This is a genomic window from Pseudomonadota bacterium (assembly GCA_008501635.1).
In the GTDB taxonomy this organism is placed as follows: domain Bacteria; phylum Pseudomonadota; class Gammaproteobacteria; order QQUJ01; family QQUJ01; genus QQUJ01.
Genome location: QQUJ01000018.1, coordinates 26,122 through 39,778, shown reverse-complemented (window position 1 = coordinate 39,778; position 13,657 = coordinate 26,122). Strand labels below are relative to the sequence as shown.

14 protein-coding genes are annotated in these 13,657 nt (G+C 58.7%); 5 read left to right on the top strand and 9 right to left on the bottom strand.

Translation table 11 applies throughout. The annotated features are described in order from the left end of the window. Positions 1-42 precede the first annotated feature (42 nt). The 7 genes from DWQ09_10145 to DWQ09_10115 all read right to left on the bottom strand — a co-directional run bounded on the left by DWQ09_10145 (position 43) and on the right by DWQ09_10115 (position 5,382). Positions 43-537 carry an O-acetyl-ADP-ribose deacetylase gene (locus tag DWQ09_10145; GenBank protein KAA3627550.1) on the bottom strand — a complete coding sequence of 165 codons (495 nt, stop codon included), beginning with the start codon at positions 535-537 and terminating at the stop codon, positions 43-45. 39 nt (positions 538-576) lie between these two features. Next, a complete protein-coding gene (locus DWQ09_10140) occupies positions 577-951 on the bottom strand; it encodes a ClpXP protease specificity-enhancing factor (GenBank protein ID KAA3627549.1) in 375 nt (124 codons plus the stop codon). Positions 952-1,049: 98 nt separating this feature from the next. Continuing rightward, positions 1,050-1,676, bottom strand: a complete 627-nt coding sequence (locus DWQ09_10135; GenBank protein KAA3627548.1) for a stringent starvation protein A — start codon at positions 1,674-1,676, stop codon at positions 1,050-1,052. Between the two features lie 138 nt (positions 1,677-1,814). Next, the gene (locus DWQ09_10130; protein KAA3627547.1) at positions 1,815-2,549 is read right to left on the bottom strand and encodes a cytochrome c1; all 735 of its coding nucleotides are present in this window, start codon (positions 2,547-2,549) and stop codon (positions 1,815-1,817) included. Next, a complete protein-coding gene (locus tag DWQ09_10125) occupies positions 2,546-3,778 on the bottom strand; it encodes a cytochrome b (protein KAA3627546.1) in 1,233 nt (410 codons plus the stop codon). The genes DWQ09_10130 and DWQ09_10125 overlap by 4 nt, the downstream gene beginning before the upstream one ends. After that, the gene (gene petA / locus DWQ09_10120) at positions 3,778-4,374 is read right to left on the bottom strand and encodes a ubiquinol-cytochrome c reductase iron-sulfur subunit (GenBank protein ID KAA3627545.1); all 597 of its coding nucleotides are present in this window, start codon (positions 4,372-4,374) and stop codon (positions 3,778-3,780) included. Before petA ends, DWQ09_10125 begins: the two co-directional genes overlap by 1 nt. 249 nt (positions 4,375-4,623) lie before the next feature. Then, entirely contained in the window at positions 4,624-5,382 is a 759-nt protein-coding gene (locus DWQ09_10115) for a Nif3-like dinuclear metal center hexameric protein (GenBank protein KAA3627544.1), read from the bottom strand. Between the two features lie 92 nt (positions 5,383-5,474). Here DWQ09_10115 and DWQ09_10110 point away from each other — a divergent pair, with 92 nt between their 5' ends. Continuing rightward, complete coding sequence (locus tag DWQ09_10110) at positions 5,475-6,659, top strand: PDZ domain-containing protein (protein ID KAA3627543.1); 1,185 nt, start codon at positions 5,475-5,477, stop codon at positions 6,657-6,659. Between the two features lie 29 nt (positions 6,660-6,688). On the opposite strand, the gene DWQ09_10105 is transcribed toward DWQ09_10110, so the two are convergent. Beyond that, entirely contained in the window at positions 6,689-8,107 is a 1,419-nt protein-coding gene (locus DWQ09_10105) for a mannose-1-phosphate guanylyltransferase/mannose-6-phosphate isomerase (GenBank protein KAA3627542.1), read from the bottom strand. A 134-nt stretch (positions 8,108-8,241) separates the two neighbouring features. Here DWQ09_10105 and galE point away from each other — a divergent pair, with 134 nt between their 5' ends. Further along, on the top strand, positions 8,242-9,228 hold the full coding sequence (gene galE / locus DWQ09_10100; protein ID KAA3627990.1) for a UDP-glucose 4-epimerase GalE: 987 nt from the start codon (positions 8,242-8,244) through the stop codon (positions 9,226-9,228). A gap of 14 nt (positions 9,229-9,242) precedes the next feature. On the opposite strand, the gene DWQ09_10095 is transcribed toward galE, so the two are convergent. Then, complete coding sequence (locus tag DWQ09_10095; protein ID KAA3627541.1) at positions 9,243-9,620, bottom strand: hypothetical protein; 378 nt, start codon at positions 9,618-9,620, stop codon at positions 9,243-9,245. A 372-nt stretch (positions 9,621-9,992) separates the two neighbouring features. Between DWQ09_10095 and DWQ09_10090 the strand changes: the two genes are divergently transcribed. The 3 genes from DWQ09_10090 to DWQ09_10080 all read left to right on the top strand — a co-directional run bounded on the left by DWQ09_10090 (position 9,993) and on the right by DWQ09_10080 (position 13,628). Beyond that, positions 9,993-11,273: a nucleotide sugar dehydrogenase gene (locus DWQ09_10090; protein ID KAA3627540.1), complete on the top strand. Its 1,281-nt coding sequence runs from the start codon at positions 9,993-9,995 to the stop codon at positions 11,271-11,273. Between the two features lie 27 nt (positions 11,274-11,300). Beyond that, on the top strand, positions 11,301-12,311 hold the full coding sequence (locus tag DWQ09_10085) for an NAD-dependent epimerase (GenBank protein ID KAA3627539.1): 1,011 nt from the start codon (positions 11,301-11,303) through the stop codon (positions 12,309-12,311). A 117-nt stretch (positions 12,312-12,428) separates the two neighbouring features. Beyond that, positions 12,429-13,628, top strand: coding sequence for an HDOD domain-containing protein (locus DWQ09_10080; protein KAA3627538.1), 1,200 nt, complete (start codon positions 12,429-12,431; stop codon positions 13,626-13,628). Positions 13,629-13,657: the final 29 nt, after the last annotated feature.

Below are 13,657 nucleotides of genomic sequence, written 5' to 3'. Positions count from 1 at the left end.
AACAGCGCTCTGTGAGCCCAGCGGCCTGGCGCGCTGTGCCGATTACCGGCACGCGAGCGTGCGGTGGTAGCGTTCGGCGTCGCTTGAGCTGAAACAGCAGACTATGATGCGGTCGAGCTGTGCCTCCCTGGCGCGCATTGCGCCAATCGCGATCGTCGCGGCCTCCTCCTTCGGGTAACCAAAGACACCGGTACTTATCGCCGGGAACGCAACGCTCTTTAAGTCATACGCGAGAGCCAACGCGAGTGCGTTGTTGTAGCAGCTACCGAGAAGTTCGGCTTCACCGTGCTGGCCACCTTTCCACACCGGGCCTACGGCATGGATCACCCAACGCGCCTTGAGATCGAACCCAGGGGTAATCCGCGCCTCCCCGGTCGGGCAACCACCGAGTGTGCGGCAGGCCCTGATCAGCGCCGGCCCGGCAGCACGGTGGATCGCGCCATCCACGCCGCCGCCGCCCAACAGACTCTCGTTGGCGGCGTTGACGATGGCATCGGTATCGAGCGTGGTGATATCGGCGATGACGATCTCAATCACTGACTGTCTCCGCGGAAACACGAAAAGCGATTCAGGCGCTCATTTGACCACCCGGAGCCTGGGTTTTTCATCCCCGCCGTCGCTGGGATCCGGTGATGGTTCGTCTGATTCGTTGCTAAAGACCATGCCACGGCCGTTCTCGCGCGCATAGATGGCCAGTACGGCGTGCGTCGGAAATTCGACCTTCTGCGCCTTGCCGCCGAAACGCGCACTGAAGCTGACTTGCCCGTTCCCCAGCACCAACCCCTGCGTGGCGGCAGGACTGACATTGAGCACAATACGCTCGTCACTGACATGCTCGATCGGCACGCACACCTCAGGCAACCGGCAATCCACCAGTACATAAGGGGTCATATTGTTATCGACGATCCACTCATGAAGCGCGCGGATCAGGTAGGGACGACTGGATGTCATTTCCGGAAAGCTCACAGACAATACCGACCACAGAGAGCGTTGACGCTAACGGAACGTGTCAGGAAGTTCGCGGTGCCACGGGGTATCAGGCTCGTTGCCTACTCGCGCATTTCACGCTCGGCTTCGGAGAGACTGTCCTGAAATGAACCGCGATTAAAAATCCGTTCGGCATATTGTAGAACCGGCTTCGCCGAGGCAGGCAGTTCCACCCCGTATTTTGGCAACCGCCACAGCAGTGGGGCCAGGCAAGCGTCAACCAGCGTGAACTCCTCGTTGAGGAAGAAGCGCATCGCCGAAAAAACATCGGCGCTCGAAGTCAGGCTTTCGCGCAACAGCTGCCGCGCCTTGGCGGATTTCTTCTCCCCTGAGGACTCGAGATCGGGTAACAGACTGAACCAGTCCCGCTCGATGCGGTACATGACCAGGCGGGATTTCGCCCGGGAGACCGGATCGACGGGCATCAGCGGTGGGTGCGGAAAGCGCTCGTCCAAATACTCCATGATGACCCGTGCATCGTAGAGGACCAGATCGCGATCGACCAGCGTGGGCAGCGTCTGATAGGGGTTGAGATCGATTACGTCTTCCGGCAAATGGGCTGAATCGACGAAGTGGACTTCAACATTGATTCCCTTTTCGGCCAACACAATCCGAGCACGGTGGCTGTATGCGCAGACAGGATCGGAATACAACATCATCACAGACCGCTTATTGGCAACCACGCCCATGGAACGCATCTCCAGTATGTTCGCGTAAAGGAGGGCATTGTATCACGATGGATAGACCCGCTGGGCAATGGGGCCGACAACCATAAAAGAGACAGGGGCCCAAAGGCCCCTGTCTCTTTATACCGCTTCGATCCTTTATCAGTGGATATCCCGCCAGTACTCCTTTTTGAGCAGATACGCGACGACAAAGAAGATCACCAGAAAACCCATCACCCAGATGCCGAGCTCGCGGCGGGTATTCTGGATCGGCTCACCCACGTAGGAGAGGAAATTGACCAGATCGCGCATTGCGGTATCGAACTCAGCGGTACTCATTGAGCCTGGTGTGACCAACTCGAGTTTTTCAATCTGATCGGTGGCTTTTCCGTCCGGCCCGGTCTTGAAAACAGCCTTCTGCCAACCCTGAAGCTCCCACATCACGTGGGGCATTGAGACACCATTGAACACCGCGTTGTTGACGCCGAATGGGCGCTTTTCATCGACATAGAAAGAGCGCAGGTAGGTATAGAGCCAGTCAATGCCGCGCGAGCGTGCCACCAGCGAGAGATCCGGAATCTTGGTGCCGAACCACTGCTTGGCCATTTCGTCGGTCATGGCAACCCGCATCGTGTCACCGGGTTTCTCGACGGCCACCATGTATTCACTGATCAGGGTCTGCTCGTCGATGCCCAGGTCTGCGGCCATGCGGTTATAGCGCATGAACTTGGCTGAATGACAGCTCAAGCAGGAATCGACAAAGAGCCGCGCTCCGCGCTGCAACGACTCCTGATCCGTGGGATCGATTCCCGCCTTGTCGAGATGGACACCTCCGCCGGCGGCCAGCGCAAGAACCGGGAACAGTGAGGCCAACAACGTTATGAATAACTTCTTCATTTGCTCACCCTCTCCGGAACCGGCTTGGTTTTATCGATCTTGCTGTACCACGGCATCAGTAAGAAGAAGAGAAAATAGAGCGTAGTGAAAACCTGCGCCAGGAAGGTGTACAGCACGGTCACCGGCTGCGTTCCCAACCATCCCAGAATTACGAAAGAGATGATGAAAATCGCCAACGCCACTTTGGACAGCACGCCTTTGTAACGAATCGATTTCACCGCGCTGCGATCCAGCCACGGGAGCAGAAAGAGAATGGCTATCGCGGCAAACATCACCAATACACCCGGGAACTGGGAGCCGAACATCGGCGGCACCGCCCGCAGCATCGCGTAGAAGGGGGTGAAGTACCATACCGGCGCAATATGCTCGGGGGTTTTCAGCGGATCGGCGGGCTCAAAGTTGGGTGGCTCCAGGAAATAACCACCCATCTCGGGTGCAAAAAATATCACTGCACAGAAGAGGATCAGGAATCCAGCCACACCCACGATGTCCTTGACCGTGTAGTAGGGATGAAACGGAATACCGTCTTTCGGTTTGCCGTCCGCGCCCTTGTTGTTCTTGATCTCGATGCCATCCGGATTGTTCGAACCCACCTTGTGCAGCGCAACGATGTGAATAAAGACCAGGGCTGCCAGAATGAACGGTACCGCGAAATGGAAGGCGTAGAAGCGATTCAGAGTGACGTCGGATATCACGAAGTCACCGCGAATCCATATCGCCAGCTCCTCGCCCACGAAGGGCACGGCAGCAAACAGATTGACGATGACCTGCGCGCCCCAGAACGACATCTGGCCCCAGGGGAGGAGGTAGCCAAAGAACGCCGTAGCCATCATCGCCAGGTAGATGACCACACCGATGATCCACAGCAGTTCCCGCGGCTTACGGTGCGAACCGTACATCAGGCCGCGCAGCATGTGCAGGTAGATCACGATAAAAAAGGCCGACGCTCCGGTGGAGTGGATATAGCGGAGCAGCCAACCCCATTCCACGTCGCGCATGATGTACTCGACCGAGGCGAAGGCTTCGCGAGCATCCGGTTTGTAGCTCATGGCCAACCAGATACCGCTGACAATCTGAATCACCAGCACCAGCATCGCCAGGGAGCCGAAGAAGTACCAGAAATTGAAGTTCTTGGGGGCGTAATACTCGGTCAGATGCTCGCGCATCGTCTTGCTGAGCGGGAAACGCTCATCAATCCAGCCAAGCAGGCCGCTACTCTTCTCGTCCATCAGGCGGCTCCCTTGTCTTCACCCACCAGAATGCGGGTATCGCTGAGGAAATGGTACGGAGGAACCACCAGATTGGTGGGTGCCGGCACTCCGGCGTAGACCCGACCGGCGAGGTCGAACTTCGAACCGTGGCAGGGACAGAAAAAGCCACCCTTCCAGTCGCTGCCGAGATCGGCGGGGGCCATTTCGGGGCGAAAAGTGGGCGAACAGCCGAGGTGGGTGCAAATACCGATCAACACTGCGTACTCCGCCTTGATGGAGCGGTACTCGTTCCTGGCGTATTCAGGCTGCTGCCGTTTCTCCGAGTCGGGATCGGCAAGGATATCGGTCAAACCCGACAGATCCGCAAGATTCTCTTCGGTACGGCGCACGATCCAGACCGGCTGGCCACGCCATTCAACGACGATCATCGCGCCGGGTTCCAACTTCGAGATGTCCGCCTCGACCGGCGCACCGGCCGCCCGGGCGCGGGCACTGGGTTGCAACGAAGAGAGAAAGGGAACAACGGCAAACGCTGTCCCAACTGCTCCAACTACCGATGTGGCGGCAGTGAGGAATCGACGTCGGCCGGGGTCGACAGCCACGATACTGCTCATCCGGATCACTCCAAGGTTGGGTCGCTCACGGGAGCGCTGTGAATGCAATCGCGCACTGGCGTGAGCGCATAGACGGCACAGATGCAAAAACAGCCGCGATTATCGGGAATGTGCCAGGTCGGGTCAAGAAAGCACCTTGGATTCCAACCAAAATCGAGTAAAACGGCTCGCAATGCGCGAACTTAGACGGAAAATCCAGCAAAACACACCTCTCGATAGGGGTAGATGTTCGCCATGCTTTACACATGCCTATGCAGGGTTGTCGATATCGACAAATCGATGCTCCAGCTGAAAGCGCTCAGCCAGATGCGTGCCGAGAGCCTCCACCCCACCTCGCTCGGTGGCATGATGCCCGGCAGCGAAATAGTGGATACCGAGTTCTCGTGCGGCATGGACTGTGGGTTCCGAAATCTCACCGCTGATATAGGCGTCCAATCGCGCCGCCGCCGCGAGCTCGATCATCCCCTGCGCCGCACCGGTGCACCAGCCGATGGTTGCAATGCGGTCACCGCCGCCCGGGATATGGAGTGGCGTTCGTCCCAGGGCGGATGCCAGGCGCGCGCCGAACTCCCGGGGTGTGGATGGCGGGGTCAGTCGGCCCTGAAAAACCAGCTCTGGTCCGTTTTGACCCGCCACTCTACCCGTTACTTCGATGCCCAACCGCCTGGCGAGTTGCGCGTTGTTTCCCAACTCCGGATGCCCATCCAACGGGAGATGGTAGGCAAGAAGGTTGATGTCGTTATCAAGCAACAGTTTAAGCCGCTGTCGTCTCATGCCCGTCACAACCGGATCCTCGCCCTTCCAGAAATAGCCGTGATGCACGAGCAGCGCATCGGCGCCAAACTCAACAGCCGCCTCCAGCAGTGCCTGGCTGGCCGTCACGCCGGTCAACAGGCGCTGGACGGTGGCACGACCCTCCACCTGCAAGCCGTTGGGGGCGTAATCGTCATAGGCGTGAATCTGCAACAGATCAGCCAGATAGCCCAGCAATGCGCTTCGTTCGATCATCGATCAAGACTCCATGGTCACTTGCGTAGGGTTGCTACGAACCTGGCGGAACCGAATAATGTATTGCCCTGTACCCCAGATTACCCGCCGCAATGAGAATCAACCAAACCCTTCGCTTTTTCTTACAGGCCGCCACGGTAGGCCTTGCAGCGGCCTTCGTCATTCTGTTTCTCAATCCGGAACTCCTCGGTAACCAGCGCCCCACCGTCGAGATCCGTCGGGCTCCACCATCGGGCGCCGTGCCACCCGGTGCCGCCGCGCCAACCGCCGCCGCCAATATCCGGGATCTGTCATTTGCCGCAGCGGTGGAGGCAGCGGCGCCGTCTGTGGTCAACATCTTCACCCAGAAACTGGTGAGGGAACGCAGCAATCCGCTGCTCGACGATCCCGTGTTCCGCCGTTTTTTTGGCAACAACCTCCCTGCCCCCCAGGAGCGGATGCAAAACAGCCTGGGATCAGGCGTCATCATCAGCCCCCAGGGTTACATACTGACCAACTATCACGTCATTCAGGGGGCTGATGATGTCGTTGTACTGTTAAGGGACGGGCGCACCGAGGTCGCGCAGCTGGCCGGCAGCGACCCGGAAACGGATCTGGCGGTGTTGCAGATCCCGCTCGACGGCCTGCCCAGCATTACGCTCGGCAATTCCGATCTGTTGCGGGTTGGCGATCTGGTGCTGGCGATTGGCAATCCTTTTGGCGTTGGACAAACGGTGACCATGGGGATTGCCAGCGCGACCGGTCGCAACCGGCTGGGCATCAACACCTTTGAAAACTTCATTCAGACCGATGCCGCCATCAATCCTGGCAACTCAGGGGGTGCTCTGATCAACCTGCGGGGAGAGTTGGTGGGCATCAACACGGCGATCTTTTCCCGCTCGGGTGGCTCGCAGGGAATAGGCTTCGCGATACCCGCTCAGCTGGCAGCCGATGTGATGCGGCAGATCATCGAGCAGGGTCGTGTGGTGCGCGGTTGGCTGGGCATAGAAGCGCGCGACCTGCCCCCGGAGATCGCCGCCTCCCAGGGCTTCGAGAACGTGCAAGGTGTCGTCGTCACCAATCTGGTGCGGGATGGCCCGGCCCACCTGGCCGGTATTCAACCCGGTGATCTGCTCACGCACATCGACGGAGAACCGATTCCTAACACGCGCTCGGTGCTGGATCGCGTAACCCGCCAACAGCCCGGCACGCGCATTCTGATCAGCGCATCCCGCGCCGGAGAACGTTTCGCGGTACAGGCCACGATTCGCGAGCGTCCCATCTCCCGATCCGAATAGCGTTCGCGCAGCGTCGCAGGTGGAACGGCCTAGCTATCACGCCCGTAGACGTCATCGAACCGCACAATGTCATCCTCGCCCAGGTAAGTGCCGGATTGCACCTCGATCAGCTCAAGCGCCACCTTCCCGGGATTCTCCAGGCGGTGGCGTACTCCCAGGGGTATGAAGGTCGATTCGTTCTCTCCCAGGAGAAACACCTCATCGCCGCGTGTCACCCGTGCTGTGCCACGCACTACGATCCAGTGCTCGGCGCGATGATGATGCATCTGTAACGACAGTGATGCATTGGGATTAACGGTAATACGCTTGACCTGGAAGCGCTCGGCCTGATCTACCCCTTCGTAGCTGCCCCAGGGCCGGTATACCCGCCGATGCAACGTCGCCTCGGTACGCCCGTCAGTCTTTAACTGAGTGACGAGTTTCTTGACCTCCTGGACTCGATCCTTGTGTGCCACCAGCACCGCATCCGCCGTCTCGACCACGACGCAGTCGCGCAGCCCGACCGTGGCGATCAGACGACTGCTGCCGTGAAGGTAGCTGTCCCGCGTATCCTCGATGAGCACATCGCCCTGCATCACGTTTCCGTTGGCATCCTGCTTTCCGATCTGCCACAGCGCCGACCACGCGCCCACGTCGTTCCATCCCGCTGACAAAGGAACGACTTTTACCCTGTCGGCCTTCTCCATCACTGCAAAATCCACGGAATCCGCGGGCGAGGATTTAAAGCAGACGGCATCCGGACGAACGAAATCGCGATCCCCGCTCCGCTTGGCGAAAGCGTCGCGGCAGGCTGCGGCGATCGCGGGAGCGTGCCGTTCGAGCTCTTCCAGATAACGTGCCGCCTTGAAGACGAACATGCCGCTGTTCCAAAGGTATTCGCCACAGCGCACGTAGCCTTCGGCAGTCGCGAAATCGGGTTTCTCCACGAACTCCGCCACCGGGTAGGCGCGACTTGTATCATCAGGCGTCCCGGCAAACCGAATATAACCGTATCCGATCTCCACCTTGTCCGGTACGACGCCAAACGTAATCAGATCCCCCTGTGCAGCGGCCTGTGCCGCGGTGGCAATCGCCCGGCGCAGCGCTTCCTCATCGCGTATCACATGGTCGGCCGGCAGCACCAGGAGCAGTGGATCCTCTTGATCCAGCAATGCATGCAACGCGGCCAGCGCAATGGCCGGCGCGGTATTGCGCCCTTCCGGCTCCAGCAGAATCACGGAGGGTGGCCGATCGGCGCGACGCAGCTGTTCGGCCACCAGAAAACGATGCTCTTCATTGCAGACAACCAGCGGTTGCCCAACGCCTTCCAGCCCGTCGAGCCTGCGTACCGTTTGCTGCAGCATGCTGCGCTCTTCCACCAGGGGAAGAAACTGCTTCGGGTGAAGCTCGCGCGACAACGGCCAAAGACGACTGCCGGATCCACCTGAGAGTATGACGGGTACGATCATGATTACGACTTCCTTTTTTTGGATGGCTCCAGTGGAGCCAACGCCATTATAACCAGGGTCGCGCCTGCCGGATGGCCTGGGTTACACTCGGGCGCTCGCGGCGCTTGAACCGCGATCCTGGAGAGGAGCGACACGTGGGGCAGCGCGGTATTCTAGTCACAGGTGGTGCCGGCTACATCGGCAGTCATGTGGTCAGGCAATTGGGGGAACGCGGCGAACGGTTGGTTATTCTCGACAATCTGTCGACCGGCCGGCGCGATGCCGTGCTGCATGGCGAACTGATTGTCGGTGATACCGGCGATCGAGCAACGGTACTGAGACTTCTGCGTGAGCACGATGTCGAAACCGTACTGCACTTCGCCGCGCATACCATCGTTCCCGAATCCGTCGCCGATCCACTCAAGTATTACGGCAACAACACCTGTTCGACCCGCAACCTCCTGCAGTGCTGCAGCGAAACCGGTGTGAGCCACTTTGTTTTCTCCTCCACCGCCGCGGTCTACGGCATACCGCCCGACGGGCTCGCGGAAGAAAGTTCCCCCACCGCTCCCATCAACCCCTACGGCACCTCGAAACTAATGAGCGAATGGATGCTGCGTGACCTCGCTGCGGCCACCGATCTGCGCTACGTCGCGCTGCGCTACTTCAATGTTGCAGGTTGCGATCCTCAGGCCCGTATCGGACAGTCGACGCCCAAGGCCACTCTGCTGGTCAAAGTCGCCTGCGAAGCGGCCGTAGGCAAACGCAAGCAGTTGGCGGTCTTCGGTACCGACTACGCAACCCCGGACGGAACCGGCGTACGGGACTATATCCATGTCGAGGATCTTGCCGACGCCCATCTCAAGGCTGTGGACTATCTTCGTAAAGGAGGGCTCTCCACGACGTTGAACTGCGGCTACGGTCACGGCTACAGCGTGCGCGAAGTGATTGGGATGGTCGAAAAAGTCGCGGGGCACGCCTTACCCGTCAATGAACAACCGCGGCGTGCAGGTGACCCCGCTACACTGGTCGCGAAAGCCAATCGGGTGCGAAAGGTCCTGGGTTGGTCTCCCCGCTACGACTCGCTGGAAACCATCGTCCGCACATCGCTGGCCTGGGAGAAGAAACTGAACACCGACTGATACGCTTTGCGCCGCTACTCCTTGGGCGGTGTTCGCAGTTCGATAGCTTTACGCAATTTATGCGCAATGATGATGGAGTACTCACTGACCCGGCGGCACTCGGCCTCAGTCAAACCGCGGGTTTTGGCCTTTTTCAGCAATCCTCGCCACGGGCGGCGCAAGTAGGGGGGGATGACATCCTGATAACGCACGCCCAGCGCCTTGGCCCGCAGTCGCAAATCCGTCGTCTGGACATAACCTTCCGGACGACGATCCTCGAGCAACCACTGCAAAGGTTGAATCACCACGGGGCCCTCGGCGGGCAAGCGCTTGCCGCTCCGCGCGCGCGGCTTCGGAATCTCGGCTTCCAGCTGAAGATCCGCGCCTGAGGGTTCGAGATTGTCGTCTTCCACACTAACTCCCGCTGATCGACCCTGCGTTTTGTCTGGTCTCATCAAGAGGGCCAACACCGGGCATCCGCATAGTGTTAACAGGCCCTGAGCCAGTCGAACGTATCTAATCTTGACTGACGATACAAGAACCGTTCTCTACCCTGCCCAAAATCTTGCTGTTTAAACGATCTGACCATTAGCCAAGTGGCAGCTGGCATCAGACAAACTGATTGATCACAGGTGTATTCACCGATGTTTTCTGCATCCCAGTTGCTATAATCGCCGCTCTTTGTAGAAACCGCTCGAAAAGCGAGGCTGGAAAAAACATTACGTTCCTTCAGTCTCCAACTCTAAAGAGCCTTTGAAAACGATGCTGGAGAGGAATTATTCGCCATGGAAACCGTTGCCGTCGTTGGTCTCGGCTATGTAGGGCTGCCTTTGGCGGTCGCGCTCGGCAAGCTTCGCCCCACCGTGGGTTTTGATCCCAACACCGCCAAGGTCGAAAGCTATCTGCGCTATTGCGACCCTACCGGAGAGGTGAGCGAGGAGTCGCTGCGTGCGGCAAAGCGGCTGCGCTGCTCGACCGACCCGGCGATACTCAGCGAGGCTGAACTCATTATCGTAGCGGTGCCCACCCCTATCGGCAGCGCCCATCAACCCGACTTCTCTCCTCTGATAGCGGCCAGCCGCACCGTGGGCCAGCATATGCGCCGCGGCGCCACGGTCATCTATGAGTCCACCGTCTATCCAGGCGCAACGGAGGAGATCTGCGTCCCGGTGCTGGAACAGAATTCAGGGTTGCGCTGGATGGAAGACTTCCATGTCGGTTATTCACCCGAGCGCATCAATCCGGGCGACCAGGAGCACCGCCTCGAGACGATTGTTAAAGTGGTATCGGGTGACGATGCGGCAACCCTGGAAAAGGTTGCGCAGCTTTACGAGCAGGTCGTCACCGCGGGCGTACATCGTGCATCCAGCATCAAAGTGGCCGAGGCGGCCAAGGTCATTGAGAACACCCAGCGTGATCTCAACATCGCCCTGATGAATGAATTGGCGCTCATCTTTAGCAAACTGGACCTCGATACCACGGAGGTGCTGCAGGCAGCAGGCACCAAATGGAACTTTCTGCCCTTCCGTCCGGGGCTGGTTGGCGGACACTGCATCGGGGTCGATCCCTACTATTTGACGCACAAGGCCGAGATGGTGGGCTATCACCCGCAGGTGATTCTGGCCGGCCGGCATATCAACGACAGCATGGGCAAGTTCGTTGCTGAACAGGCGATCAAGCAGGTCATAAAAAACGGGCACTGCGTCAAGGACTCGCGAATTGCGGTACTCGGGGTAACATTCAAAGAGAACTGCCCCGATACGCGCAACTCCCGTGTCATAGACGTCGTGGAGGAGCTGCAGTCTTTTGGCGTCAATGTCCTGGTCCACGATCCCATGGCCGACCCACACGAGGTACAGCACGAGTACGGGCTGCAACTTGCGAAATGGGAGGATCTGAAAGATCTGCAGGCCATCGTGCTGTGTGTCGCTCACGCACACTACCTGCAGCTACCGCTGTCCGATTTTCAGGCTTTAGCAGCAAGTCCGGCTGCCTTTGTCGATGTCAAATCCGCCCTTGACCGCGAGGCCCTTGAGCAGATGGGTTTTTCGGTGTGGCGCCTCTGATCCCCGATCAAAATTGAGATTATCGCTATGAAGATACTGATCACCGGCGCGGCAGGTTTCATCGGTAACGCCCTGTCTCTGCGCCTTGTCGAGCGTGGCGACGAGGTCGTCGGCCTCGACAACCTGAACGACTATTACGACGTCTCTTTGAAGGAGACCCGACTCAAGCGCCTGGCCGGCAATGATCGGTTCCGTTTCGTCAAACTCGATATCGAAGACCGTGAAGGAATGGCCAGGTTGTTCGCGGCAGAGCGCTTCGATCGCGTGATGCATCTCGCAGCACAGGCCGGGGTGCGTTACTCGATCGAGAACCCCTACGCCTACATCGATAGCAATCTTGTCGGCTTTGGAAATATTCTTGAGGGTTGCCGACACACTGCGGTCGAACACCTGGTCTACGCCTCCACCAGCTCCGTGTATGGTGCCAACACCCAGCAGCCGTTTTCCGAACACGACGGCTGCAATCACCAGGTATCGCTCTACGCCGCCACCAAAAAAGCCAATGAAGTGATGGCACACAGCTATGCTCACCTCTTCAAGCTGCCCAGCACCGGGTTGCGCTTCTTTACCGTTTACGGGCCTTGGGGACGACCCGACATGGCCCTGTTCAAATTCACCAAAGGTATCCTGGCCGGCGAACCCATTCCGGTTTTCAACCGCGGCCAGATGGTACGCGACTTCACCTACATCGACGACATCGTCGAAGGTATCGTTCGCACCATCGACAGCACCGCCGCTGCCAATCCCGAGTGGTCGAGTGACGCGCCCGATCCGGCCACCAGCTACGCGCCATGGCGCGTATTCAATATCGGCAACAACCAGTCGGTGTCGCTGATGCACTACATCGAGACACTGGAGAAATGCTTGGGCAAAAAGGCTCAACTGGATTTGCTGCCCATGCAGCCTGGGGATGTTCCTGCGACGCTCGCGGATACCACCGCCCTGGAGGCGGGTGTCGGCTTCAAGCCCGACACACAGGTCGAGGCCGGCATCAAGGCATTTGTCGACTGGTATCTGGACTATTACGGCAACAGTTAAGTAGGTCGGCGCAAGCACCTGGCGAAGAACAATCCCCAGCCAAGTGATCCACACAGTGGAAACGTCCATCCCTTTGCGGTATACCTCCCCCAACACTCCTCGATCACTGTGGCCAACATGGGCGAATCACAAGAGAATATTCCATCGTGCGGCGTCCTTCGCAGGGAGCCCATCTTCAACCGGGAGTTGGAGATGGTTGCAACAGCGCTCACTTTTCTATCATGCGATCCACAATCGCCATTCACACCCGCGGCGCTCGAACAGGGTTTGCGGCTGCTCAACGAGGTAACCGAAGACCCGGTTTTCGGGACACTACCGACCGTTGTGGATGTACCTGCGCAGTCCCTGGACGCACTGCTCGACCTGCCCTGGCCTCTGCCCACAAAGATTCTGCGTATCAAAGGTGGCAAAACCGCAATTGACGACTATCGCGGATCCCTTGCCACGCTCGCTCAACAAGGTTTTGAATACATCCTGGACCGTGGAACCGGACCGGGCGAGATGGAGTTGAAACCGAAATTCTGGGCAGTCAAGGGGAAAACCTCCGCGTCAGACACCACAGGTTCTCCAGCACATGCGCCTTTATGGTCGACCCAGATCGATACCCGGGAAGAGTTTCAGGGCTGCGTCGAGAACCCTTCCACGACGTGGTTCTCCGGCCGGTTCTGGAAACGTCCCGAGGTCAAAGCGCAGCGCTCGCTTCCGGCAAGCCAGGTTGGATCGTTGCGCCTGCTCGCCCAACTGCAAAATCCCGACGTCGACGTCAACGACGTCGAACGAATCATCAGTTGCGATACAACATTGACCTACAAACTGCTGAAACTCCTCAACTCCGCGTTCTTCGTTTCACCCAGTCGCGTGGAGTCCATCCACCACGGTGTGAATTTCTTTGGCCTGCAACGCATAAAGAACTGGGCCACCGTCATCGTAATGAACTCGGTGGATTTCCGTCCCCGGGAAATCCTGCCACTCGGCGCCTACCGGGCACACCTCGCCGAGACGCTTGCACAGGCATTGAAGCGTCCCAATGCACCGCAATACTATCTGGTAGGGTTATTCTCGGTGCTCGATGCACTTTTCGATTGCGAGATGGAGCAGTTCATAGCACCGCTGAATCTCCACGAAGAGATCGTGCGCGCCTTGCTTGTCCACGAAGGCCCCTACGGGGAGCTGCTGAAATGGGTCATCAGCGCTGAGGATGGAAAGCCCGACTGGAGCGACGTATCGCTGCCGCTGCAGGGACTCGATCTGATGCGCCTGCAGTTGGAAGCGCAGATCTGGACCAACGAGTTCTGCCACTGCCTGCGCGGCCAGTAACCAGCCTTTGGAAAAGGCTCGCCACGCTC